The following is a 25,899-nucleotide window of genomic DNA, read 5'->3' on the forward strand; positions in this document are numbered from 1 at the left end:
CCTGTGTCACACCGTCGGCGGCGGCGCCGTCGATGCGCGCAGCACCAATTCCGGGGCGGGATCATCGACGATTCCGCTGGTCGGTCCTGCTGGGCTCGCGGCTTTCTCGAGCCCGGCGAGCAGCAGGTCCACCGCGGCGGCTCCGAGGTTCGCCATGGGCAGGCGGATGGTGGTCAATGCCGGCGCACAGGTGATCGCCGGCCAGATGTCGTGGATCGCGACGACGGACAGGTCGTCCGGCACGCGGATGCCCATCTGAGCCGCCTCGGTCAGCACACCGATTCCGGCGTTCACGTTTCCGACGACGACGGCTGTCGGTGCGGGAGGACGACCGAGCAGCAGCCGCGCGGCATCCCGCGCCGATCGGTAGGTGTAGCCCAGAGTGGTGGTGTGCTCGGGCGCCAGAGCCAGTCCGGCCTCAGTGAGCGCCTGCTCGACCCCCGCGCGCCGTCGGTCACTGGTGTCGGAGGTCGCAACGCCGCCGACGTAGCCGATACGGGTGTGTCCGAGTTCGATCAGATGCCGCGTGGCGAGCGCACCGGCGGTGACGTCGTTGATCGCGAGGGTGGTCACGCCGTCGACCGGGCCGGAGTTGATCAGGACGGTCCGCTCCGGATGCGAGAGAGCTCGCGCGACGAGGTCGAGAGGCGCTTCATCGCCCTTCTGCAGCAGCACCCCGTCCACCAGGCGCTCATTCAGCAGGCGGGCGAACCCGTCGCTGCCGGGTTGCATCCTCGGGCTCGACGCCAGCACGACCGAGTAGTCATGATCCAGCGCGCGCGATTCGACGCCGTTCACGAGATCCGTGAAAGTGGCGTTGGTGACATCCGGGACCACGAAGGCGAGCATGTGGGTGCGCGAGCGACGCAGCGCTCGCCCTGCCGAGTTCGGCGAGTACCTGAGCAATTGCGCGGAATCGAGGATGCGCTGCCGCGTCTCCGGCCGGATCCTGACGGACGGATCGGAATTGAGCACGCGCGAAACCACCGACACCGAGACCCCGGCGTGGCCGGCGACATCCCGCAGAGTAACCATCCTCAGATCGTAATGGTCCAGCAGACGTCGGCACAAACGATTCACCGTTCAGTCGCCCCTTCGGAAGCTCTGTTCTGAAACAATCGGCCAGTCCGTACGTATAACGATTGTTCAGTCGGTGTCGCATCGACTACGCTCATCAGACGTGGCCCATGATCTTCGACCGAACATCAGACCCGACGCCTGGCGCGGAGCGGTGGGCTGGGAAGAGCGCGACGGTGCGGTGCGCTCCTGGCGGCTGCTCCCGGACCTCCTGGATCGGGCGTTCGCTCCGGACCTGATCACGAACGCGCGCCAGTCGGTCGGGGTCCGGCTGGACGTCGACACCGACGCCGAGAGCATCGCACTCGGCGGGGATCTTCTGCTCGACATCCCGCGCGATGCGCGCATCGATGTCCTCGTCGACGGCGAATTGCATCGCCGCATCGACCTCGTCGCCGGAGCGTTCGTTTTCGACGTCTCCCTCCCGGCGGGGACGCATCGGGTGCAGGCATGGCTGCCGCAGGTCGGCGAGACGTGGATCCGTTCGGTGCAGCTGAGCGGGCCGGCCACCCCCCGCGCGGCCGCACCCACCCGATGGACGACCTACGGATCGTCGATCTCGCAGTGCAACGCCGCCAGCGGGCCGAGCGAGACGTGGCCTGCGCTCGTCGCGCGTGCTCTCGACTGGGACCTGACCTGTCTCGGATTCGGCGGGCAGTGCCATCTCGACCCGGTCTCGACCCGCACGATCGCAACGGTGCCGGCCGACATCATCAGCCTGTGCCTGGGGATCAACGTGATGGGCAACGCGTCGATGTCGCCGCGCGCCTTCGCCCCGCAGGTCGCAGGCCTGATCGACCAGGTGCGCGCCGCGCACCCGTCGGCGCCGATCGCCGTGATCACGCCGATCGTCGCACCGGGACTGGAACACTCGCCGAATGCGGTCGGTATGACGCTGGACGGGGTTCGCGAAGCCATCATCGAGGTCGTCTCAGGGACGGACGATGACCTGCTGCATCTCATCGACGGTCCGAGCATCCTCGGCTTCGATGAGGCGCATCTGCTGTCGGATGGCGTCCATCCCGATGCCGCAGGCTACCGGCTGATGGGCGAGCGTCTGACGGCCGCGCTCCAGCAGCTGCGGGCATAGCAGCACGCTGCGGCAGCCGGGCGGAATGCCGGTCCGCTCAGTGCCCGCTCAGCGAAGCCGCCAGCCGCTCGACGCCCAGACGCGGACTCGTGAGCACCGGCACATCGACGGACACGGCCTCCGCGGCGGTCGCCATCGAGGCCTGCGCGAGCACCACCACGTCGGCCTCCGCAGCGCCGCGCTCGATCGCCGCGCCGACCAGCCGGTCGTGCGTCTCCCGATCGCCGCCGACGATGGCCTCGAAAGCTCCCTCGATCACCTCGCTGGTCAGTTCCGGCTCCGCGCCTGCGAGAACCGCCCGCTCCTGGATCAGCCCGATCGTCGGACGACAGGTCGTCGGCAGCGTCGCCAGCACGCGGATACGGCGCCCGGCGGCGACCGCGGCATCCGCCATGGCCTCGTCGACCCGCAGCACACTGACGCCGGCAGCCGCAGCGGCGGGGGCTGCGAGCTCGGAGATCGACGAGCACGTGAACATCACGGCATCCGCTCCACCGGCGGCCGCTGCGCGCACGAGATCCTCGATGCGCTCCGGCACCGAGGCGGCCCTCGCCTCGTCGCCGAGGTCGGCCACGATCCGGTCGTCGAGATAGTTCACGACCGTCGCGCCCGGGAGGAATTCGGCCGCGAGCGCGCCGAACGGGGCGATGTTCACGGCTCCGGTGTGCAGAAAAGCGATGCGGGGTGCGGTCATGTCTTCCAGTCTCCCAACTGTCAGCCCTTGAGGGCGCCGCCGGACATGCCGGCCATGATCTTCTTGTTGAGCGCCAGGAACACGATCAGCAGGACGACGATGTTGATGCTCACCGCCGCGAACAGCGGACCGTACTGGGTCGATCCGTATTCGTCGCTCAGGCTCAGCAGCCCCACCTGGATCGTCGCCAGCTCGGGACGCGTCGTGAACGTCAGCGCGATGAGCAGGTCGTTCCAGACGCTGAAGAACTGCACGAGACCCACCGTGAGGATGGCGTTCTTCATCATCGGGATGCCGATCACGAAGAACGACCGCAGCGGCCCGGAGCCGTCGACCGTGGCCGCCTCGAAGATCTCCCGCGGGACCGAGCGGAAGTAGGTGGCCATGAGGAACGTCGTCAACGGAAGCCCCATCACGGTGTAGGTGATGATCAACGGCAGCAGAGTGTCGGTGATCCCCATCCGGAAGTACACGATGAACAGCGGAACGAGGATCATCTGCCCAGGGACCATGATGCCCGCGAGCACGTACAGGAGCACCCCGCCGCGACCCTTCCAGATCATGACCTCGAGCGCGTAGCCGGCGGCGACGCCGATGAAGACGATCAGCAGCACCGACGGGATCGTGACGATGATGCTGTTGAGGTAGTTCTGCCCGACGTTGCCGTTCGTGAGCGCCTGGATGTAGTTGTCGAACTGCCAGGTCTCCGGCAGGGACAGTGCGGGGTTCGAGAGGAACTCGGCCTGCGTCTTGAACGAGCCGAGCACCATCCACAACTGCGGGTAGAGCACCACGATCATGAGCAGCGCCACGATGAGCCACACCGGCACGCGCCGGATCAGGCGCACCGCCGTGCGGCGGGTCTGGCTGGGGCGGCGACGCGTGGGGACGGCGACGGTCGCCGCGGTGTCCGTGTGAGTGATCGTCATGTCAGGCCTCCGCCTTGCGTCGAGAGGATCGGAAGATCGCCAGGGTGAACACGAGGCAGAGCAGGGTGAGCACCATCGCGATCGTCGAGCCGTAGCCGTACTCCGCGTACTCGAACGCCGTGCGGTACATGTACAGCGTGAGCGGCGCGGTGGATGTGCCTGGGCCGCCGCCGTTCAGGGCGAGCAGGCTGTCGAAGACCTTGAGCGTGGAGTTGAGGCTGAAGATGATCGAGGACATCAGGATCGGAAGCGACAGCGGCACGATGATGTGGCGGACGAGCTTCAGTCCGTTCGCGCCGTCCAGACGCGCCGACTCGATGACCTCCTCGGGGATGTCGAGAAGGCCCGCGTACAGCAGCACGGCGTAGAAGCCCATCGAGCCCCACAGCGTCATGACGATCGCGGTCGACATGGTTCCGACGGTCGACGCGAGCACTTCGACGCTCTCACCGCCGAAGAAGTTGATGATGTCGTTGACCGGGCCCTGGTTGTCGCCGACGGCCACGAAGCTCTTGAAGAGCAGCGCGACGGCGACGGTGGGCAGCACGGTGGGGAAGAACACGATGGTGCGGACGAACGACGAGCCCTTGCGCAGCACGAACACGTAGAGCAGAGCGAGGCCGTAGCCCAGCGCGACCTGCCCGACCGTCGCGACGATCGCGAAGAAGACGCTGACCCACATGGACTGCAGAGCTGCGCCATCGGTGAAGAACGTCGCGAAGTTCTGGATGCCGACCCACTCGAAGCCGCGCAGCGTGTTCCCCTCGAAGAAGGACAGACCGAACGACCAGAGCACCGGTACGATCTTGAGCAGCGTGTACAGCAGGAGTGCCGGGGCCAGCAGGATGAAGATCGTCTTGCGATCTCCGAAGATCGAGTTCATCCTCGAAACTGCTTTCTCTCAGGGGAGGAACCGACCTCCCGGAGGTGAGAGTCTCCGGGAGGTCGGCGAAGGTCAGCTGTTGGCGTCGATGCTCGCCTGGAGCTCTTTCATGTAGTCCTCGGCCGTCATCTGACCCGTGGTCAGCAGCGTCGCGTTCGTCGAAGCCAGCGAGTTGCTCTTCGGGTCGAACAGCGCTTCGAACCACAGCACGGTCTCATCGATGCCGGCGATGCGCTCCTGGATCTCGGCGGTGTTCTCGGAGATGTCGGTGACCTCGCCGTTCACCGCGAAGCCGGAGATGACACCGGCATCCTGCAGCGCCTGCTGTCCGTAGTTCTCCGCGATGCAGCTGATCCAGTCCTGGACCTTCGGTCCGAACTGCTTGGCGTTGACGATCATCGGGGCACCGGCGTTGGCCGGGTACTGGTCGATCGAGCCCTCGCCGCCCTCGACGGCCGGGAACGGCATGAAGCCGACGTTCTCACCGCCGATCTGGTTGCGCTCCGGGTCGTTGATGGCGCTGAGGAGCCAGGTGCCGTCGTAGGTCATCGCCGCCTTGCCGGTGAGGAACATGTTCGACGACGTGTCGCCGTCACGGGTGGTGAAGCCCTCACCGAAGTATCCCGCATCCGCGTAGTCGGCCAGCGCCTGCGCCCCGGCGACGTACTCCGGATCGGTCAGCTTCGCCGAACCGTCCTGGATCGCGGTCATGGCCTCTGGGCCGACGTTGCGGTAGATGTACAGGCCCATGATGCGCGTCAGCGGCCAGCCGTTCGCGCCGGCCTCGGTCATCGGGACGACGCCGGCGTCCTGCAGGGTCGCGGATGCCGTGAGCAGGTCGTCCCACGTCTGCGGTTCCTCGACGCCGTTGTCGGCGAAGATCTGCTTGTTGTAGAAGATGCCCTCGATGTTGTACTGATACGGCATCGAGACGAAGCCGCCGTAGACCTGCTCGACCGTGGATTCGGCGGCGGGGAGCACGTTGTCCCAGGTGCCGGCCTCTTCCAGTGCGGCCTTGAGGTCGCCGACGAGTCCTGCCGCGCCCAGGTCGCCGTCCGGGCGGATCAGAGCGGTGCCGGCGATCGTGTGCGTCGGCAGGGCGTCCTGGCTCGCGAGCAGCGTGACCTTCTGCACCGTGTCGGCCTGTGCGACCTTCTGGTGCTCGAGCGGAAGCGCCTCGTTCTCGGCGGTGCATGCGCCCTCGGCGAGCGCGGTGAGCTGCTCCTCCAGGACGGGGTTCTCGTTCGCCGTCATGACGGTGAACGTTTCGGGGTCGGCGCCGGATCCGCCTTCGGATCCGGTATCGCCGGTGCCGCCGGCGCACGCCGCGAGCGGGACAACCGCTGCGAGTGCGAGGCCGAGCGTCGCGAGCCGGCGACGGTTGCTGCGTGAGTCCATGGGGGCGTCCTCCTTGACGGGTGCGAAAGGTACATCCATGACAGTAGGAAAAAATCCGAAGTGTGTCAACAGTCAGGGTTGAAATTCTATTCACTTCGTGATCGAATCATGACTACAGTGACGTGAACGCCACCTGGAAGGGGCACCAATGACCGCGACGACTCCGCTGCGAGAACACGCTCGTCTGCGTCCGCTCGACGCCACCGGAGCACGCTGGACCAGCGGCTTCTGGGGCGAGGTGCACGACCGCACCCGCGACGTGACCATCCCCCAGATCTGGTCCTCGCTGAGCGATCCGAGTGTGAGCCCCGGACTGACGAACTTCCGCATCGCCGCTGGACTGGAAGAGGGTGAGCACTCCGGGCCGCCTTTCATGGACGGCGACTTCTACAAGTGGCTGGAGGCCGCGATCGCCCGCCTCGAGACGGATCCGGATGCCGAGCTCGCCGCCCGCATCGAGGAGATCGCCTCGCTCATCGCCTCCGTGCAGCGCGACGACGGCTACCTGCACACCCCGACGGTCATCTCCAGCCGTAATCGGCAGGAGGCGATCGAACTCGCCGACCGCTTCAACTTCGAGACCTACAACCTCGGCCACCTCATCACGGCCGGCGTCAGGCACTACGAGGTCACCGGCTCGACGACGCTGCTGGATGCGGCGCGCAAGGCGGCATCCTTCCTGGAGGATCTCGCCACGAACAAGCCGGTCGAACTCGCCCGCAGCGCGATCTGCCCGTCCCACTACATGGCCGTGATCGACCTGTACCGTGCGACCGGAGAGGAGCGCTACCTGCGCCTGTCCGAGGCTTTCGTGCGCGTCCGCGACGACTTCGAAGGCGGCGACGACAACCAGGACCGCCTCCCGGTCCGCGAGCAGACCGTGGTCGCCGGCCATGCCGTCCGAGCGAACTATCTCTACGCCGGACTGGCCGACCTCGTCGCCGAAACCGGGGACGCCGAGCTGCAGGCGGTGCTCGCGCGGCTGTGGCGCGACGTCGTGGACACCAAGCTCTACATCACCGGTGGCGCCGGAGCGCTGTACGACGGCGCATCACCCGACGGCTCGCCGTGGCAGGGGCAGATCAGCCGGGTGCACCAGTCGTACGGTCGTGCCTACCAGCTGCCGCACACGACGGCCCACAACGAGTCGTGCGCCAACATCGGCCTCATCTTCTGGGCGGAGCGGATGCTGTCGCTCACCGGCGAGGCGCAGTACGCGGACGTCATCGAGCAGGTCGCGTTCAACAGCCTGCTCTCCAGCATCAGCCTGGCCGGCTCGGAGTACTTCTACACGAACCCGCTGCGCCAGGTGCGCGACCTGCCCTTCCCGCTGCGCCGCCCGGGCGATACCGCCCTGCACCCGACGCCTCCGCCGCCGCCCTCGGACGAGCGACTGCGGGAGTCGTACCTCAGCTGCTTCTGCTGCCCGCCGAACATCGCACGCACGCTGGCCAGGTTCCATGAGCGCGCGGCATCGATCGGCGATGCCGGTGTCTTCGTGCACCTGTACGGCGGCAGCACGATCGATGCCACGACCGAACACGGCCGGCTCGCCCTGCACGAGGACGGCGGCTACCCGTGGAGCGAGACCGTCCGCTTCACGGTGACCGCAGCGGAAGGACGAGTCCCGCTGCACCTGCGCATCCCCGGCTGGTCATCGGATGCCGTCCTCACCGTGAACGGCGAGCCGGTGGCCGTCACCGCCGCGGGGTCCTACACGCGCATCGAGCGCGAATGGACGACCGGCGACGTGGTCGAGCTGACCCTCCCGATGCCGGTGCGCGTGCTGCGCGGTCACCGGCTCGCCGAGGAGACGACCAACCAGGTCGCGGTGCGCCGCGGACCCGTCGTGTACTGCCTGGAGAGCGCCGACCTGCCGGCAGGAGTGACGCTCGAGCAGGCGGCACTCCGACGCGGTGGCGTGTTCGCGCCTGTCGAGGCCGACATCGCCGGGCATACGGTCATGGCGCTGGAGACCGAGATCGCCGTGCTCCCGCCGACCGACGAGGATGCGCTCTACGCCGACCTCGCCGATGTCGAGCCGTCATCCGCCGTCGTGCGGCTCGTGCCGTATTACGCGTGGGGCAACCGCGGCGCCGGCGAGATGTCCGTGTGGCTCCCCCTGGTCTGGTGACGCGCATGGAACCACAGCACGTCATCGCGACGTACATCATCGAGACCTCGCTGCCGCTTCAGCACGCCGCCGAGGTACTCGCCGGCGAGCAGTCGACGGGGACGTTCGTCCGGGTGGAGCGCGAATCCGACGACCTGCGCGCACGGTTCGCCGCTCAGGTCGAGTCGATCCGGGAGGTGCCGCTGACGGGGTCCGCCCCTCTGCCCGGGGCGATCGGCGATCCGTCGCTGCGGCGGAGAGCCGTCCTCCGGCTGCGCTTCCCGCTCGGCAACTTCGGACCCTCGCTGCCGAACCTCCTCGCCGCCGTGGCCGGCAACCTGTTCGAGATCAAGGAGCTCGCGGCCATCCGGCTCATCGACCTCGACCTGCCTTCCGCGTTCGCCGAGCGCTATCCCGGTCCCGCCTTCGGGATCGAGGGGACACGGCGCCTCATGGGCCGACCGCACGGCACCATGATCGGCACGATCGTCAAGCCGAGCATCGGACTGTCGCCGGCCGATCTCGCCGAGGTGGTCGGTCAGCTCGCCGAGGCGGGGATCGATTTCATCAAGGACGACGAGCTGCAGGGCAACGGGCCGTCCGCTCCGCTCGCCGAGCGGGTACGGGCTGTCATGCCCGTCCTGGAGCGGTACGCGGACCGCACCGGCCGCAAGCCGATGTACGCCTTCAACATCACAGACGACATCGGTCGCCTCGAGGCGAACCACGACCTGGTCGTCGCGGCCGGCGGCACGGCCGTCATGGCCTGCATCAATCTCCTCGGCATCCCGGGGCTCGAATTCCTGCGTCGCCACAGCGAGGTCCCCATCCACGGGCATCGTGCGATGTTCGGGTCGTTCGGGCGCTCGGATCAGGTGGGGATAGGATTCCGGGCGTGGCAGAAGCTGGCCCGGCTCGCCGGCGCCGACCACCTGCACACCAACGGCATCAGCAACAAGTTCTACGAGACGGACGACCAGGTGCTCGATTCCATCGCGGCGGTGCGCGAACCGCTCCTGAGTCTCGCGCCGACGGTGCCGGTGCTGTCCTCCGGGCAGTGGGCGGGGCTCGCCCACGCGACGTACGCGGCCGTCGGCACGACCGATCTGCTGGTGCTCGCCGGCGGAGGCATCCACGGCCATCCGGACGGGGCTGCGGCCGGCGTCGCCAGCATGCGCGAGGCGTGGGCATCCGCGGCGCGGGGCGAGAGCGCCGACGATGCGTTCTCGGCATCCGACGCGATCCGTCGCGCGGCCGAACGGTTCGGGCCCGTCCGTGTCTAGCTCCTCACGCGGGGTCGTCGCGTTCTACGGCGACGACTTCACCGGCAGCGTCGACGCGCTGCTGCAGTTCGCGCGGCGCGGCTGGACGGGCCGCCTCTTCACGGCGCTCCCGGATGCCGCGACGCTGCGTCGCGCCGCATCCGAAGTCGACGTGGTGGGCGTGGCCGGCATCTCGCGTTCGCTCGATCCCGCCGCCATGACAGCCGAGTTGCGACCGGTGTTCGCCGCGTTCGCCGGGCTGGATCCGCGACTGGTGCAGTACAAGGCATGCTCGACTGCGGACTCGTCCGCTGCCGTGGGAAGCCTCGGGCGGGTGATCGAGCTCGGCCGGGAGGCCTTCGGCGACCGCGCAGTGCCGATGCTGTTCGCCCAGCCCGACTTCGGCCGCTACACCGTGTTCGGTCAGCACTTCGCCGCCGAACGCGGCACGATCCACCGGCTCGATCGACAGCCGACGATGTCCCGGCATCCGTCGACGCCGATGACCGAGGCCGACCTCGCCGTGCACATCTCTCACCAGACGGATGCCGCGATAGGTGCCTCCTCACTGCTCGAGATGGATCGGCTCCCCGCTCGCCTGCGCGAGGCCGCGGAGGCGGCCGTGGTGCTGGATGCGCTCACGGACGAGCACCTCGAAGCGATCGGCCTGGCACTGCAGGAACTGACCTCCCCCGTGTTCGCGATCGGCTCCGGCGGACTCTCGCACGGCATCGCCGCGGCAGCGGCCGGCACCGCCCCCGCACCGACCTCGCAGACCGTTGAAACCGGCCCCGTCCTGGTCGTCTCGGGAAGCCGCTCCGCGCAGACCCGCCGCCAGGCGGATGCCGCGGCCGCCGCGGGCTGGCTCGTGCTGCCTCTGCCCCTCGACGACGACGCCTCCGCCGTCGTGAACGTGATCGACGCGCTGCACGCCGGGCGCGACGTCGTGCTCACCTCGGATGATGCCGACACCGCAGCGGTGATCGACCGTCCCGTTCTCGAGGCGATCGCTGATGCCGCGGCATCCGTCGTCTCAACGGCCGTCGCCGCCCACGCGACGCGACGCGTCATCGTGTGCGGCGGGGACACATCCAGCCGCGTGACGCGGCTGCTCGGCGTCGAGTCCCTGTCCATCGTCGCGAACCCGTGGGGCAATGTCGTCATCCTGCGCGCGCACAGCACGGATGATGCGATCGACGGCGTCGAACTGCTCCTGAAGGGCGGCCAGGTCGGCGACGACGACCTGTTCGTCGACGTCGCGGCCCTCAGCGCCGCTCGGTAGGCGACGATGATCCGCGTCCGGTCAGGACGCGGATCATCCCGTCAGTCCGCCGACAGCCGCACGCTCCACGCGGTCCGCTCACGCGGTATCCGGTAGCGCTCGGGAAGCGCCGGTCCCACCGAAGCGGAGCCGAGACCCTGCTGCGCGTGATCGATGTTCAGCCACACGCGTCCCGAATCGACCAGCTCGTGCGGCTTCTCGGCGCGCTCCAGATCGTGCGAAGTCCATCGGCGCGCGGTGAAGTCGAACTCCAGTTCACCCTCGACCCGGAGCGTCGGCAGGTCTCGGCCGCCGACTTCGAGCCAGCGCGTCTGCGTGTGGTTACCGTTCTCCTGCGGCACCGGGTACGGCACCTGCAGCTCATCGATCGAGGCGGCGAACCGGCCGACGCGCGACGCCTCGAACGAATCCGCATACGTCTCGCCCGGACCGCGACCGAACCAGGTCACGCGCTCAGCGGCACCGGGCAGCCCGAACAGCAGACCCAACCGCGGGACAGGGATGTCGCGGTTCATGTAGGGCGTATCGGTCCAGGGGCCGACGAAATCGACGTCCGCGTTCAGGCGGATCCCGTCACCGTCGGCAGTCCACGTCATCGTCCACGCGGCACCATGAGGGTGCGTCCGCGGCGCAGTGCGACCGCGCACCGTGAGGCGGCCGCCCTCGGCCGCGATGGAATCCACACGGTGAAGCAGGCGATTCAACATCGTCTTGCGCCACACGGCCGCGAGATTGTTCGTGTCCCCCTGCCCGCGGTCGTTCTCGGTCGGCGCGCGATAGAGGTCGAGCACGGGACCGTCGATCTCCAGATCGCCGATCCGCAGCAGCCGGCCGTCGCGTGCGTCGAAGACGCCGGGGCCGACGCGGTGCACGTCCGCGGACGGAGTTTCCGCCCCGCGTGCCGCAGAGGCAGTGGTCTTCGCCGCGCGCGGCGACAGCGCGGATGGCAGGGGAACCTCCCCGCGGTTCACCCACTGTCCCCACGACACCACATGCCCCGCCTGCGCCCAGACGGTGTCGACGGCGAGCACGGCCTCGATGGTCAGGACGAGGTCGCCGCCCGGTGTCCCCCTCCGCAGCGCGGAGGCCGCGGCATCCGGCGTGACGATCTCGCACTGCTCCCCCGGCTCCAGAGTCGGCACATCGAGCACGCCGTCGACCACCGGCTCGCCATCGCGCGTGACAGCCCAACGGAATTCGAGGTCCGCCGTCGAGGTGCTGTGCCGCTCGTTCGCGATCACCACCCGGCCCGCACCGATCGTGATCGGGACCGTCTCATGGGCCTTGGCGAGCTCGACCAGACCCGGCGTCGGCGTGCGATCGCTGAACACCAGACCGTGCAGGCTGAACCGCCCCCCGCGCGGCTCGTAGTCGATGTCGTCGCCGTGCATCGTATATGCGGCGCCGTCGTCGGTGTGCGCGGTGAAGCCGTGGTCGATCCACTCCCACACGAACGCACCGCACAGCCGGTCGTGCGCGCGGATGACCTTCCAGTAGTCCTGCAGCCCGCCAGGACCGTTGCCCATCGCGTGCGCGTACTCGACCAGCAGGAACGGCAGCCCGCGGCGGCGCTGGTCGTCGGCGTCGGAGATCCCATCCGGCGCGTCACCCTCGGCGTCGAACACCATCCCGTGCATGCTCAGGCGTCCGCCGCGCGGCTCCTCGCGCCGTCCGATCTGCTCGAGCAGTTCCAGGGACGGATACATCAGCGAGTAGAAGTCCGAGTCGCGATAGCGGGGGTCGCGCTCGTACAGCACGGCGCGCGACGGGTCGCGCTCGTCGAGCCAACGGCGCATCTCGGTGAACCCGTCGCCGGTCATGCTCTCGTTCGCGAGCGACCAGACGACGACGCTCGGCCGGTTCTTGTCGCGCTCGACCGTGCGCATCAGACGATCCATGACTGCGTCGCGCCATTCCGGCAGCGCGGGCGGGTTGTGCTCCCAGCCCTCGTAGATGAAGCCGTGCGTCTCCAGGTCGACCTCGACGACGACCCACAGCCCGTATTCGTCGCACAGCCGCACGAACTCCGGATGGGGCGGATAGTGACTCGTGCGAACAGCGTCGATGTTCGCCTGCTTCATGAGCACGATGTCACGGATCATCGTGTCGCGATCCAGCGTCCGCCCTGTGTCGGGGTGGTGCTCGTGCCGGTTCACGCCGCGGAACGTCACCGGACGCCCGTTGACCGTGAAGACGCCGTCGATGATCTCGACGCGACGGAACCCGACGGCCAGCTCCGCCTGCTCCCCCGCCGAGCGCAGGATGCCGCGATACAACCGCGGACTCTCTGCGCTCCACGGCTCCACCGGAACGGTGGCCGTCTCGCCTGCGGACATCAGGATGCCGAGCTCGGGGATCTCCACCGCGGCGTTCACGGAGGCATCCACGCGCAGGGTCCCGAGACCAGTGGCGTGGTCGTAATCGGCGTGCACGAAGTGATCGTCGATCGCTCCCTGCGGGCGCGCGATCAGCTCGACGTCACGGAAGATGCCGGGCAGCCACCACATGTCCTGATCCTCGAGGTACGTACCGGCCGACCAGCGGTGCACGCGAACTGCCAGTACGTTGCGACCGGCGCGGACCGGGGCGTCGAACTCGAACGGCAGCCGCGAGCCCGTGGACCAGCCGAGCTCCTCGCCGTTCAGCCAGACCTTGGCGCACGAATCGACGCCCTGGAAGCGGAGGACGGCAGGTCCGAAGTCAGCGGGGACCTCGAACGCGAGACGGTAGTCGCCGGTCGGGTTCTCGGTCGACACCCGTGGCGGGTCGAGGGGGATGGGGTATGCCGTGTTCGTGTACAGGGGTCCCTCTTCGGTCCCGAGCATCCGCCGCCGCGGGCCGCCGGCGAGAGGGGTGAACTCCTCGAGCACCCAGTGCGACGGCACCGCCATCGGATCCCAGGCGGAGTCGTCGAAGTCCTCGCGGACGAAGTCGGCACCGGAGCCCGCTGCCGTCGGGCTGAGCCGGAAGCGCCACGTGCCGTTCAGCTCCAGCACCGGCGCGTCGGTGACGGCGTCCGCGCGCGGCGCACGGCGTCCCTCCCCGGGTCGTGTGCTCTCCCAGTACCGGTCGATCGACGTCATTGCATATCCATTCGGTTCTGAATCAAATCTACTTGAGGCGTCCTGCGCTGTCCAGGACGTTCTGATCCATCTCACCGTGCTGACCGTGGAATCGGTCCCAATGCCGACGTTCGGTTACGCTCGGAGCAACGCCGATCACCCGAAATGGGCGCACCCGAAGACATCGAGAGACCAGTCAGATGCCGCACCACACCGTTCGCCGTGCTCGCCGCCTCGTGTCCGCCGTCACGGTCGGTGCCCTCGCCCTGACCGCGGCCGTCGTCGCTCCGATCGCGGCCTCCGCCCCGGCACAGGCCGCATACCCGGACACGTTCAACCCGCTGGCGATGACCGGCGGGTTCACGGTATACGCGCGCGACGACATCACGCTCGGCAACCAGGAGACCGAGGGCAGCATCGCCGCCGGCGGCATCGCGACGAAGCCCGGCGATTCGCAGTACGCGATCATCCACGTCGCGGCCGGCACCGCGGACTACACGATCCCGTCGATCGACGGCGACCCGACCCGTCTGCTGGTCGACTCGTACTCGCCGTCCAGTGGCGGCATCACGGCGATCACCAGTGCCGGCACGTCGGATCCGACGTTGCAGGGCGACCTGAAGATGGTCGAACGCGACGGCCCCTGGGAGGCCTCCGCTCGTGCCGACTGGCTGCGCCTCAATCTGAATGCGTCGTCGCCCGATCAGGCACCGATCATCGACGCCACCGCGCAGACGTATCCGGAAGACGCCGCGCCCCCGGCATCCACGACGGGCGACAGCAGCATCTACACGGCCGACACCTCCGCGACGGCGGTCGCCGACTACGTCGAGGCGAACGCCGAGGCCTCCTACGACGATGCGGCGGCGTGTCTGGCCGGACTGCCGGAGTCCGCGCACCAGGTCTCCGTGGAGGAGAACACCGGCGACCGCGCCGTTCTCGCACCCCTCAGCCCCGACCAGGTGAACGTCGTCGACTACGCCGAGATCGCCGGCACCGCACTGATCCAGTTCTCGGACGGCCCCACCCCCGGAATCGAGAACCCGCTGGTGATTCAGGTGCCGGCCGGCACGACCTCCGTCACCGGCGCGCGCATCGACCCCCAGGGCGCGTATTCGCCGTACACGCTGTGGGATCTCTCCGCCGTCACGGGCGACGTCTCGATCGACGCCGGCGGCGGTCGCATGGACGGCTCGATCTACGCTCCGGACGCGGACGTGTCCGTCAATGCCTCTCCGCTGGACGGTCAGGTGATCGGCGACAACGTCACTCTTCTCGGCGGCGAGGTGCACTCGTACCTGTTCGCCGGTCAGATCGCCTGCAACGCCGAGAACGGCACCTTCCGCATCCACAAGGAGCTCGAAGGCATCGACCCCGAGCAGCTGCCCGCCGGCACGACCTTCACCGTGAACTTCACCGCGACCGAGCCGGGCGGCACGCCGTCGACGGGCACCCTCGAGGTTCCGGCCGACGGCGGCTGGGTCGCCGCGGGCGAATCATTCCCCACCGGCACGGTGATCACGTTCGAAGAGATCGATCCGGAATCCGTTCCCGGGTACGAGTGGACCGATGCGACGATCACGCCGGAGCAGCTCACGATCGGCACCGGCACGGCCGACGTCGTCGTGACGAACGTCGCCGCAGCACAGACGGGCACGTTCAGCGTGACGAAGAACGTCGAGGTGCTCGACCCTGAGGGCGGCACGGTGAGCCCGACCGGAACCGTCCCCGTGCACTGGACCGCGTTCGACGGCGGTGAGCGGATCGGCTCCGGCACGCTGGCCGCACCGCTCGACGGCACGACGATCGAGGTCGGCCAGGACTTCCCGACCGGCACGCGCATCGTGCTCACTGAGGACCGCTCCGGCGTCACGCCCCCCGACGGCTACCGCTGGGTGAGCTCGTCGTGGGATCCGGGCCGCACGTTCCTGATCGGCGACGACACCACGGTCGCGGTCGCCCTCACCAACACACTGGCGCCTGATGACGCCGAACGCACGATCTCGATCGTGAAATCCGCGGTCGGAACGGACGCGGACTACGAGTACACCGTCAGCTACAACACCGTCCCGGCGCCGGCCCGCACCGATCGGGTGCTGCCGCTCGGCGACCCCGAGCTGCTCGACGACATCGAGACGGGCGCAGAGACGCTCGATCTCGCGGAAGCCGTCCCGACGCTCGACGGCGACCCCACGGATCCGGCCGAATGGCAGGATCCGGTGTTCCTCGTGACGGCCGACGGCGAGACCCAGGAGTACGCTCCCGGCGGTTTCGACGAGATCGCCTCGATCCCGCTGCCCGGCACCGGTGACATCGTCATCGAGGTCGTCAACGAGATGAAGCAGGGCACCTTCCAGCTGGACAAGCAGTTCGCCTCCGGCATCCATCTCCCGTCGGGACTGGAGTTCAGCGTGTCCTGGACCGCCACGACCCCCGGCGGCGTCACCACCGACGGCGTCCTGCGCCTGCCCGGCGACGGCACGCCGGTGGGGCCTGTGGATGCCGCGGGCGAGCCGCTCCTGTTCCCATACGGGACCGTGATCACCTACGGCGAGCTGCGCGCGCCGACGCCGGAGTCGATCCGATGGGAGACGCCGGTCGGGAGCGCAGCCGGTGAGCTCGTGATCGGCACGGATGATCAGGGCACCGTGTCCGGCACGATCACCAACTATCACTCTGTGCGCGTGGGCACGTTCGTCGTCAGTAAGGATCTGGCCGGTATCGCGCCGGAGGATCTGCTGGTCGACTCGTTCACGGTCGACTACGAAGCCCGCCTCCCCCTCGGCACCGTCGAGACCGGCAGCTTCCCGCTGCCGGCGGACGGCACGCAGGCCGGGCCCGTCGATGATCAGGGCCAGCCCGTCGTGTTCCCGATCGGCACGGTCGTGCACCTGGCCGAGGTCGCCCCCGATGCCTCAGCACTGCCGCCCGAGTACGTCTGGGGCGGCACCATCTGGAGTCCGTCCGACTCCTTCGTCGTCCGGGGCGGGACGTCCGAGCTTGAGGTCACGAACACGGCTGTGGAGATGACCCGCTTCTCGGTCGAGAAGCAGATCGTCGGGGATGCCGCGGATCTCGTGCCCGCGGACACCCTGTTCCCGGTGCTGTGGGCTGAGGGGCTCGACGTCCAGACCCCGCTCGAAGCGGCTATCGACGCGCCTGCCGTGTCGCCCTACCTGCCGGTCGGAACCATCGTCGAACTGCGCGAGGGCGAACTGCCCGTGATCGACGGGGTCAGCTGGGGACCGGTCAGCTGGAGTGCGAACGGTGAGGAGCTCGTCACCGCACCCGGCGGCGCGGTCACCCTGCGCCTTGCCGGTGGCGACGCACCCGATCCGATCGCGCTCACGATGACGAACACGGCGAACAGCACCCCGACGTCCGCGTTCTCGGTGGTTAAGACGGTCGACGGCGATGGCGCTTCCCGCGTGCCGGACGACACGGTCTACACGATCGAATACTCCCTCGACGGCGGCGCGGTCGAGACCGCGAGCCTGGCCGCCGGGGAGAGCATCACCGTGACGGAACTCCCGGCCGGAGCGTCGCTGAGGATCCGCGAGGTCGCGCCGCCTGCGGTCGACGGCGTGACCTGGGAGGCCGCGACCTGGGCGGTCGACGGCCAGTCCCTGACGACGGATGCCGACGGCTGGGCGAGCGTCGACCTGGTCGGCGGCGAATCGCTCGCTTTCTCGGTCGTGAATCACGCCGATGTGCCGGACGGTGACAGTGACACCGGTGCAGACGCGGACAGCGGTGCCGACAGCGACAGTGGCGCGGACGCCGACAGTGACACGGGCGCGAACAGCGATAGCGGCGCTGGTGCAGACAGCGGCGGCAGAGATAGCGGCGAGCTTCCGAAGACCGGCGGCGAGGGAGTACCGCCGCTCGTGTCGCTGGCGGCATTCCTGCTCATCGCCGCCGGGATCGCCCTGATCGCCGTCCGCCGCAGCGCGGTCTGAGGTCGGCTCGTCCGCTGAGAGCCCGGTGCCCGACGCGCGACGAGGGGACCTCAGCCGACGGTCGAGGCGCGGACGACCAGTTCGGGACGGAAGCGCACGTTGCGCTCGTAGTCGCCGTCCGGATCGTCGATGGAGCGCAGCAGCAGGTCGACGGCGGTATGACCGATGAGCTGCGCCGGCTGGCGGATCGAGCTCAGCGGCACGACGGTCGCGGCCGCGAAGTCGATGTCGTCGTAGCCGATCAGCGCGATGTCCGAGGGCACCCGCACATCGCTGAACATCGTCAGTGCCTGCAGGACGCCGACGGCCAGCAGGTCATTCGCGGCGAAGATCGCGTCCGGCCGATCGGCGGCGCTGCGACGGACGAGATCCTCCCCCGCGTCGCGTCCGTGCAGCACCGTCAGCGCCGGCATCTCGACGACCTCGAGGGCGGCATCGGCGACCTCCGCGACCGCGCGCCGCGCGCCGGTCAGGCGGTGCGCGACCTGCGCGATCGTCGCCGGCCCGCCGACGAACACCAGCCGTCGCCGCCCGACCTCCAGCAGGTGCTTCGCCGCCAGGTAGCCGCCCTCGACGTCGTCGACCGACACCGAGCTGAATCCGCTCCCCGGGATCTCGTGATCGACGAGGACGACCGGCGTTCCGGAATCCTGCAGGCGGCGCAGCTTCGCCGCGTCGTCGGATGCCGGGGTGATCAGCACGCCGTTGACGCGCTGCTCACGGAACAGGTCGAGATAGCCGTCCTCGCGCGACGCGTCCTCGTCGCTGTTGCCCAGCAGCACCGAGAGCCGGTCCTCCTCAGCTCGCACCTCCGCGCCGCGTGCGACGTCGGAGAAGAACGGGTTGCCGGCATCGAGGACGACGAGACCGATGCTCCGGCTGCGACCGGCGCGCAGTTGACGAGCGGCGTCGTTGCGCACGAAACCGAGCTCCTCGATCGCGGCCTGCACCCGTTCCACGGTGCCGGCCGCGACCTTGTCCGGCCGATTGAGCACGTTCGAGACGGTGCCGACCGAGACCCCGGCGATCGCCGCCACGTCGCGTACACTCACTGCCACTGTCCGCCTCTTCCTGTCGCGCTGTCCGCGAGTGTACGGCATCCGCAACGCCGCTTATGCGCCGGCGATCCTCCGGGTGCTGAGCTCCGTCAGCCGTCGCGCGATCGTGTCGCGCACGTCGGGACCTGCGAGGTGCGCGAGCCGGTCCTCCAGTGCGAGCCGGGCTCCCCACTGCGTCGCGTTGCGGAAGTCCTCCGCCGCGGACGGACGCCACTGCGTCAGAGCGTCGACGATCTCCTCGTATGCTTCGGCGTCATCGATGATCGCGGCGAGACTCGAGGAGAGCCCCACCGCTGAGGGCACATCGACGACCGGCGGGGCGGCACAGGAGAACCGGTGCGTCCCCGAGCCGACCGTGTGCCGCTGCCCGTCGGGCAGCACCACATCGGCGTCGGTGTTCGCCGGCACGGTCAGCTGCACCACGATGTCGTCGCCGTCGCGATCCCAGCGCACCCGTGCTCGTCCGTACGGCGTGAGGTGCGCCGCCTCGGCGAAGTCGAACCCCTGCAGCGGCCGCGGCTCGATGTGCAGACGCGCGTACCCCGGTTCCGCGGGAGCGAGCCCGGCCAGCGAACGGTGCAGCCAGTCCGCGATCGCGCCGAGAGCGTAGTGGTTGAACGAGGTCATCTCGCCCGGGTTGATCGTGCCGTCGGGGAGCATGGAATCCCAGCGCTCCCAGATCGTGGTCGCCCCCATCGTGACCGGGTACAGCCAGGACGGATTCTCGGTCGCCGTCAGCAGGCGCCGTGCCACGTCCAGGTGCCCGGTGCGGGTGAGTGCGTCCTGAATGATCGGTGTGCCGACGAACCCCGTTCCGATCCGGTAGCCGCCGAGTCTGGTCAGCTCGGCCAGCCGGTCGCCGAGCGCCTGGCGCCGCTCCGGCTCGACGATGTCGAAGACGATCGCGAGGGCGTACGCCGTCTGCGCGTCCGACATCATCCGTCCCGCCGTGGTGACGTACTCGGCGAGGAACGCCTGTCGCACCTCCTCGGCGATGCGCGCGTACGTCTCGGCATCCGATGTCCGCCCCAGCAGCGCAGCCGATCGAGCTGTCAGATCGGCAGAACGGAAGACGTAGGCGCTCGCGACGATGTCGGTCGAGGTCTTCGCCTTGGCCGGCTGGTTCGGCGGCGCGTCGGGGTCGAGCCAGTCCCCGAACTGGAACATGCCCTCCCAGAGCCGCCGCTCTCCGGCGAGCGCGACGATCGCATCGGTCCATGAGCGCATGCTGTCGTACTGGCGCTCGAGCGTGTCGAGATCGGCGAAGCGCTCGTGCAGCACCCAGGGCACGACCGTCGCCGCGTCTCCCCATGCGGCCGCCGGACGCGCCGGACCGAGCACGTTCGGCACGACGAACGGCACGACGCCGTCGATCTGCTCGATCTCGAGGTCGCGCAGCCACGATTCCAGGAAGCCTCGGACGTCGTACAGGAAGCTCGCCGTCGGGGCGAAGACCTGGATGTCCCCGGTCCAGCCGAGCCGCTCGTCGCGCTGAGGGCAGTCGGTGGGGACCGAGAGGAAGTTGCCGCGCAGGCCCCACACGACGTTCTCGTGCAGCTGCCGCACGAGCGCGTGGGAGGTGTCGAACCATCCCGTGCGCTCCATGTCACTGTGGATCACGACGGCTGTGACATCGGCGGGGTCGAACTCGCCCGGCCACCCGTCGATCTCGGCGTACCGGAATCCGTGGAAGGTGAACTCCGGCTCCCACTCCTCGTCCCCTGCACCCGCCAGCGTGTACGTGTCGGTCGCCGCGGCGGCTCGAAGCGGCCGGGTGCCCAGCTCGCCGTGCTCGAGCACCTCGGCGTGCCGCAGCGTCACGACGGTGCCGGCGGGGCCGGCGACGCGGATGCGCAGCCGACCGACGAGATTCTGACCGAAGTCCAGCACGGTCTTCCCACCGGGCGTCGTGATGACCTCGACGGCCTGTCGTTCTTCGATCCGTCGGACGAACGGCGAGACGCGCGCTTCGGGGACCGGCAGGTCGTCGACGACGGCGACCGCCGTCCACTCCTGCGGCGTCCGGCGGGCGTCGTGATCCTCACCCGCGTACAGTCCGCTGGCGGTGATCGGGCCCGGGGCGCTCTCCCAGGTGCCGTCGGTGACGACCAGCTCCGAGCGACCGTCGGAGTACTCGATCAGCAGCTGCGCCGCGAAGCGCGGCTGATCCGCGTACATCGGCCGGGCGTTGTCGCGGAATCCGTACCGCTCGGTCGCCCACGCGCCGGCAAGACGCACCGTGATCTCGTTCGCGCCCGAGCGCAGCAGTGCCGTCACGTCGGTGGTCTCGTGCACCGTCCTGGCCTGGAACGGCGTCCATCCCGGCTTGAGCACCTGGTCATCGACGTCCGTGCCGTTGACGGCCGCCTGGTACACACCGACCGCGGTCGCATAGAGCGTCGCGCGACGGACGTCGGACGAGACCGAGATCGCGCGGCGCAGCACCGCGGGCTCCGCCGGCACTGAGGGCGCGGCCGCCGCGATCGTGCGGGCCCGCCATTCCTCCTCTGCGAGGAACCCGGCGACGATCCGGCGCGCAGCGCTCCACTCCGATGTCTCGCCGTCGACACCGGTGACGCGCACGCGCAGCGACACCTCTTCACGAGGAGCCAGAGGACGGAACGGCCACGCCACCCGCACGGACCGGCGCCCCTCGACGACGTGCTGCTGCGTGCCCTCGGCCGTGGTCAGCGAGAGCTCGGCACTCGCCTGATGCCAGCCCTCGGCATCCGCCTCGGTGACCCACCCGATGGCGGGGCCGGGGGTGGCGACGAGGTCGCTGCCGTGCGGTGCATCGACGTCGATGCGTACGATCCTGATGCTCATGATCGCCCCTCGCCTCCGGCGACGGCCGGGGCCGTCACCGTGATCTCGTGGATTCCGCTGGCAAGGACGCCGGATGCCGCTGCCCCGTCGACTGTGACCCTCGACGCCGCGGTCACCGGAAGGTCCAGTTCAGCGGTGACGCCGAACGGCACCTCCACCGTCGCCCTGAGCTCGTCGCCGTCCAGTCGCCAGTCGATCGCGAGCCGGCCGTACGCGGTGTCGATGGTCGCCGCGGCGTGATCGAGCGCGACGGCGGGACGCGGTGCGATCCGCGCGCGGCGATAGCCAGGCTCGGCCGGAGCCAGTCCGGCGACCGTCCGGTAGACCCAGTCGATCATGGCGCCGTACGCGTAGTGGTTGAACGAGAGCATGCTGCCGCCTTCATCATGCGAGCCGGCATCCATGTCGCCGGAGTGGATGCTCCCATCGGGCCGGATCGCATCCCAGCGCTCCCACACCGTCGTCGCTCCGCGGTCGACCTGGTAGAGCCAGCTCGGCGCTTCGCGGCGCAGCAGCATGAGGTAGGCCTCGTCGAGATGCCCGTTGTTCGACAGCGCGAACAGCACGAGAGGCGTGCCGAGGAAGCCCGTGGAGATGCGTCCGTTCTCGGCGCGGACGTTCGCGGCGAGGCCGTCGGCGACCGCGGCGCGCTCGGCGTCCGGTGCGATCGCGAACTCGAGCGCGAGCGCCGCGCCGGTCTGCGTCGTCACGGCCTCGCCGCCCCAGCGCTTCCACGTCGCCGCAGCGACACGATCGGCCAGCGCGTCGTACTCGTCGCCGCGAGTCGTGTCGCCGACGAGCCGCTCGGCGCGGGCCAGAAGACGCGCGGACTGCACGTAGAAGGCATTCGCGACGTAGTCGCTGGAGACCTTCGCCTCCCACGGACGCTCGCCGGGGGCATCCGGATCGAGCCAGTCGCCGTACTGGAAGGGCTCGGTCGGCAGCACGATGCCCTCGCCCGCCCTGCGCCGCAGGTGGTCGACCCACCGACGCATACTGCGCAGCTGCTGCCGGAGCACCTCATCGCTGCCGGAGGCCTCGTAGACCGCGAGCGGGACGATCGTCGCGGCATCCGCCCAGCCGGCGCGGCCCATGTTGTCGACCGGCCCCTCACCCATGCGCATGTCCTCGAAGCGGATGATGTCGGGCACCACGGAGGCGACGCCGCCCTCGTCGGTCTGGTCCGCCTCGAGATCGAGTAGCCAGTTCCGCCAGAAGGCCTCGGCATCCATCAGGGTGCTGGCCGTCGCGGCGAAGGCCTGCGCGTCGCCCGTCCAACCCAGTCGCTCGTCGCGCTGCGGGCAGTCGGTCGGAACCGACACGAAGTTGTCGCGCTGCGACCAGATCACGTTCGAGTGGAATCGGTCCAGCGCGTCGGATGCCGAGCGGAATGCGGAACGCGCCGGGAGGTCGCTCGAGATCGCGACGGCGGTGGCCGAAACCACCTCGACGGGCCCGGTGACCTCGGCGTGCTGGAAGCCGTGGAACGTGAACTGCGGCTCCAGCACGTGCTCGCCGTCGCGGTCGAGCGTGTAGGAATCCGTCGCCTTCGCACTGCGCAGCGCGGCGGTGTGCAGGTCGCCGGACGGCTCGAGGATCTCGGCGTGCCGGACGGTGACGACGTCGCCCGCGCGGCCGCGCACCACCAGCCGCACCCAGCCGGACACGTTCTGTCCGCTGTCGAACTGCACGGCGCCGTCGCGGTCCGTGCGCGTCATCTCGCGCTCCGCCACGACGCGGATCGGCGGCGCGGAACGCGGTTCGAACCGGGCCAGGTCGGTGGGGATCACGGATGCCGCGGTCCAGCCGGAGTCGTCGAAGGATGCCTCGTGCACGCCCTCTGCACGCTGGCGCAGGTCGGTGACCGTTCCGTCGTAGATGCTCGCGGATCGCACCGCGCCGAAACCGCCGCGCCACGTCTCATCGGTGGCGACGAGCACGCCGTCCTCCGTATCGATCTGCGCGATCGCGCCGGAGCGGTCGCCGTAGATCCCGGTGCGGTTCGCGAACCCCATCCGCCCGCGGTACCAGCCGTCACCGACCTCCAGCACGATGACGTTGTCGCCCTCGCGCAGCAGGCCGGTGACGTCGATCGTATCCATCAGCACACGCGTGCCGTACGAGGTCCACCCTGGCGTGAGCCTGGCGTCGCCGGCTCGCTCGCCGTTGATCCAGGCGTCCACGAGTCCGAGCGCGCTCAGCCGGAGTCGAGCGCGCTCCGGCATCGCGTCCACGACGAACGTCGTGCGAAGCAGTGCGGCCGGACCTTCGACCTCGCTCGGGATGCCGATGACGGCGGCGGCGAGGTCGGCGACGTCCGCTCCTGCCTCGACGACGAGCTCGTCGCTCCAGGGTGTCCAGCCCTCGGCGGTCGCGATGCGCACCGCGTATCCGCGCCGCTCTCCCGATGCGAGGTCGCCCACCGGGATCGCCACCGAATCGACGGAGGCGACCACGTCTCCCGGCGTGCGCTCACCACCTGCAGGGCCCGTCGCGAGCTGGTAGGCGAGCTGGCCGGCGCCCGGAGTGGAACTCTCGCTGCGCCAGGTCAGGCGCAGCCCTCGGGACGGGATCCCGAGCAGACCTGCGCCGTGCTGCGAGCGCAGCGAGACCACGCGGGCAGACGCGTCGGACTGCGTGAGGGGTGGGGTGGCCGCCATGGCGTTCGTCCTTCCACTGTGCGCGTCATCGCGCACGACTCAATTCGGAAACGACCGTTGACTCTCGCCTCGGATCGTCGTACCTTACGGGGAGTTGAATGGTTTCAACGCATCCCATTCAACAGCATGACGGCCTCGACGTCGAGACCGCAACCCAGAGTCAGCTTTTACATGGAGGTAGAAGGATGGACAGCACCCGTACCCGAAGGGTTCTCCTCGCCGCAGTCGGCGTCGCAGCCCTCGCAGTTCCGCTCGCCGCCTGCAGCACCGGTGGCGGCGGCAGCGCCGACGGCAAGGTCGAGATCTCGTTCCTCACGCAGAACACGGGGACGAACATCGAGATCGCCGAGGCGCTCATCGATGCGTTCGAGGCCGAGAACCCCGACATCACGGTCAAGCTGGAGTCCCAGCCGGCGGGCACCGAGGGCGACAACCTCATGAAGACCAAGCTCTCCACCGGCGAGATGGAGGACGTCTTCTACTACAACTCGGGTTCGCTGTTCCAGGCGCTCAACCCGGATCAGAACCTCGTGCCGCTGGATGACCAGCCGTGGGTCGGCGACCTCATCGACACGATGACCGCCGTCGTCTCGACCGAAAACGCCATCTACGGCGCCCCGTTCGGCGCGACCCAGGCGGGAGCCGTCGTCTACAACAAGAAGGTCTACGCGGATCTCGGTCTTGAGGTCCCGACCAGCTGGGACGAGTTCGCCGCGAACAACGAGGCGATCAAGGCCGCGGGCATCACTCCGGTCATCCAGACCTACGGCGACACCTGGACGAGCCAGCTGTTCATCCTCGGCGACTTCGGGAACGTGCTCGCCCAGGACGAGGACTGGGCCGACGAGTACACCGCGGGCAAGCGGAAGTACGCGGACGAGCCCGCTCTGCAGGGTTTCGCCAACCAGCAGGCCGGCTTCGAGGCCGGCTGGTGGAACGAGGACTACGCGTCCGCCGTGTACGACGACGGAGCCCGCATGGTCGCCACAGGAGAGGGCGCGCACTACCCGATCCTCACCGGCATCGTCTCGACGTTCCAGCAGAACTTCCCGGACGAGCTGGAGAACATCGGCGTCTTCCCGCTGCCGGCGCAGAGCGCCGAGGACACGAAACTGACGGTGTGGCTGCCGAACGCCGTGTACATCCCGAAGACGACGGAGGGCGACAAGCTCGAGGCGGCGAAGAAGCTCATCGCGTTCATCAACTCTCCCGGGGGCTGCGAGGTCCAGACCACCGCGATGGTGCCCAGTGGCCCGTTCGCGACCAGCGCCTGCGAGCTTCCGGATGATGTTCCCGGCCTGCTCACGGACATGCAGCCGTACTTCGACGAGGGAAACACCAACCCGGCGCTCGAGTTCCTGTCGCCCATCAAGGGACCGAACCTCGAGAACATCACGGTCGAGGTCGGCAGCGGCATCCGCCCCGCCGACGATGGCGCCGCGCTCTACGACGAAGACGTGAAGAAGCAGGCCCAGCAGCTCGGACTCGACGGCTGGTGATCGCCGCTTGACCCCGGTGCGGGGGCGCCCCGCGGGGCCCCCCCACCCAAGACCTAGACGGGGACCCCCAAAAACCAGCAGTTTTTGAGCCCCCACCGCGGGCCAAA

Annotated in this window: 15 protein-coding genes; 6 read left to right on the forward strand and 9 right to left on the reverse strand. The window is 69.0% G+C overall.

Annotated features, from left to right (window positions below; all coding sequences use genetic code 11):
* Positions 1-6: 6 nt before the first annotated feature.
* Positions 7-1,035: a LacI family DNA-binding transcriptional regulator gene (locus ACFCYE_RS11275; RefSeq protein ID WP_376178748.1), complete on the reverse strand. Its 1,029-nt coding sequence runs from the start codon at positions 1,033-1,035 to the stop codon at positions 7-9.
* A gap of 145 nt (positions 1,036-1,180) precedes the next feature.
* On the opposite strand from ACFCYE_RS11275, the gene ACFCYE_RS11280 reads away from it, so the two are divergent.
* The gene (locus ACFCYE_RS11280) at positions 1,181-2,167 is read left to right on the forward strand and encodes a GDSL-type esterase/lipase family protein (protein WP_376178750.1); all 987 of its coding nucleotides are present in this window, start codon (positions 1,181-1,183) and stop codon (positions 2,165-2,167) included.
* 37 nt (positions 2,168-2,204) lie between these two features.
* Here the strand turns inward: ACFCYE_RS11280 and ACFCYE_RS11285 are convergent, their stop codons facing one another.
* The 4 genes from ACFCYE_RS11285 to ACFCYE_RS11300 form a co-directional block, all read right to left on the reverse strand.
* Complete coding sequence (locus tag ACFCYE_RS11285) at positions 2,205-2,861, reverse strand: aspartate/glutamate racemase family protein (protein ID WP_376178751.1); 657 nt, start codon at positions 2,859-2,861, stop codon at positions 2,205-2,207.
* Between the two features lie 20 nt (positions 2,862-2,881).
* Positions 2,882-3,790, reverse strand: a complete 909-nt coding sequence (locus ACFCYE_RS11290) for a carbohydrate ABC transporter permease (protein WP_376178752.1) — start codon at positions 3,788-3,790, stop codon at positions 2,882-2,884.
* Position 3,791: 1 nt separating this feature from the next.
* Complete coding sequence (locus tag ACFCYE_RS11295) at positions 3,792-4,673, reverse strand: carbohydrate ABC transporter permease (protein WP_376178754.1); 882 nt, start codon at positions 4,671-4,673, stop codon at positions 3,792-3,794.
* Positions 4,674-4,745: 72 nt separating this feature from the next.
* Positions 4,746-6,071 (reverse strand): ABC transporter substrate-binding protein, encoded by a 1,326-nt coding sequence (locus ACFCYE_RS11300; RefSeq protein WP_376178755.1) that lies wholly within the window; start codon positions 6,069-6,071, stop codon positions 4,746-4,748.
* Positions 6,072-6,219: 148 nt separating this feature from the next.
* Here ACFCYE_RS11300 and ACFCYE_RS11305 point away from each other — a divergent pair, with 148 nt between their 5' ends.
* From ACFCYE_RS11305 to ACFCYE_RS11315, 3 genes are read left to right on the forward strand one after another with little or no spacing between them, the layout of a single operon-like run.
* Positions 6,220-8,205: a glycoside hydrolase family 127 protein gene (locus ACFCYE_RS11305; protein WP_376178757.1), complete on the forward strand. Its 1,986-nt coding sequence runs from the start codon at positions 6,220-6,222 to the stop codon at positions 8,203-8,205.
* Between the two features lie 5 nt (positions 8,206-8,210).
* Positions 8,211-9,467, forward strand: coding sequence for a RuBisCO large subunit C-terminal-like domain-containing protein (locus ACFCYE_RS11310; RefSeq protein ID WP_376178759.1), 1,257 nt, complete (start codon positions 8,211-8,213; stop codon positions 9,465-9,467).
* Positions 9,460-10,728: a four-carbon acid sugar kinase family protein gene (locus ACFCYE_RS11315; RefSeq protein ID WP_376178761.1), complete on the forward strand. Its 1,269-nt coding sequence runs from the start codon at positions 9,460-9,462 to the stop codon at positions 10,726-10,728. The genes ACFCYE_RS11310 and ACFCYE_RS11315 overlap by 8 nt, the downstream gene beginning before the upstream one ends.
* A 41-nt stretch (positions 10,729-10,769) precedes the next feature.
* Here ACFCYE_RS11315 and ACFCYE_RS11320 read toward each other — a convergent pair whose 3' ends face one another.
* Positions 10,770-13,811 carry a glycoside hydrolase family 2 TIM barrel-domain containing protein gene (locus ACFCYE_RS11320; protein WP_376178762.1) on the reverse strand — a complete coding sequence of 1,014 codons (3,042 nt, stop codon included), beginning with the start codon at positions 13,809-13,811 and terminating at the stop codon, positions 10,770-10,772.
* Between the two features lie 179 nt (positions 13,812-13,990).
* Between ACFCYE_RS11320 and ACFCYE_RS11325 the strand changes: the two genes are divergently transcribed.
* Positions 13,991-17,749, forward strand: coding sequence for a DUF5979 domain-containing protein (locus ACFCYE_RS11325; RefSeq protein ID WP_376178764.1), 3,759 nt, complete (start codon positions 13,991-13,993; stop codon positions 17,747-17,749).
* A gap of 50 nt (positions 17,750-17,799) precedes the next feature.
* Here the strand turns inward: ACFCYE_RS11325 and ACFCYE_RS11330 are convergent, their stop codons facing one another.
* The 3 genes from ACFCYE_RS11330 to ACFCYE_RS11340 are packed head-to-tail and all read right to left on the reverse strand — an operon-like array spanning position 17,800 to position 24,293.
* Positions 17,800-18,807 carry a LacI family DNA-binding transcriptional regulator gene (locus ACFCYE_RS11330; protein WP_376178765.1) on the reverse strand — a complete coding sequence of 336 codons (1,008 nt, stop codon included), beginning with the start codon at positions 18,805-18,807 and terminating at the stop codon, positions 17,800-17,802.
* Between the two features lie 54 nt (positions 18,808-18,861).
* Complete coding sequence (locus ACFCYE_RS11335; protein ID WP_376178767.1) at positions 18,862-21,633, reverse strand: family 78 glycoside hydrolase catalytic domain; 2,772 nt, start codon at positions 21,631-21,633, stop codon at positions 18,862-18,864.
* Complete coding sequence (locus ACFCYE_RS11340; protein ID WP_376178769.1) at positions 21,630-24,293, reverse strand: family 78 glycoside hydrolase catalytic domain; 2,664 nt, start codon at positions 24,291-24,293, stop codon at positions 21,630-21,632. The genes ACFCYE_RS11335 and ACFCYE_RS11340 overlap by 4 nt, the downstream gene beginning before the upstream one ends.
* Positions 24,294-24,478: 185 nt before the next feature.
* Between ACFCYE_RS11340 and ACFCYE_RS11345 the strand changes: the two genes are divergently transcribed.
* Entirely contained in the window at positions 24,479-25,792 is a 1,314-nt protein-coding gene (locus ACFCYE_RS11345; protein ID WP_376178771.1) for an ABC transporter substrate-binding protein, read from the forward strand.
* Positions 25,793-25,899 lie beyond the last annotated feature (107 nt).

This window comes from Microbacterium sp. NPDC056234 (assembly GCF_042267585.1).
Lineage (GTDB): Bacteria > Actinomycetota > Actinomycetes > Actinomycetales > Microbacteriaceae > Microbacterium.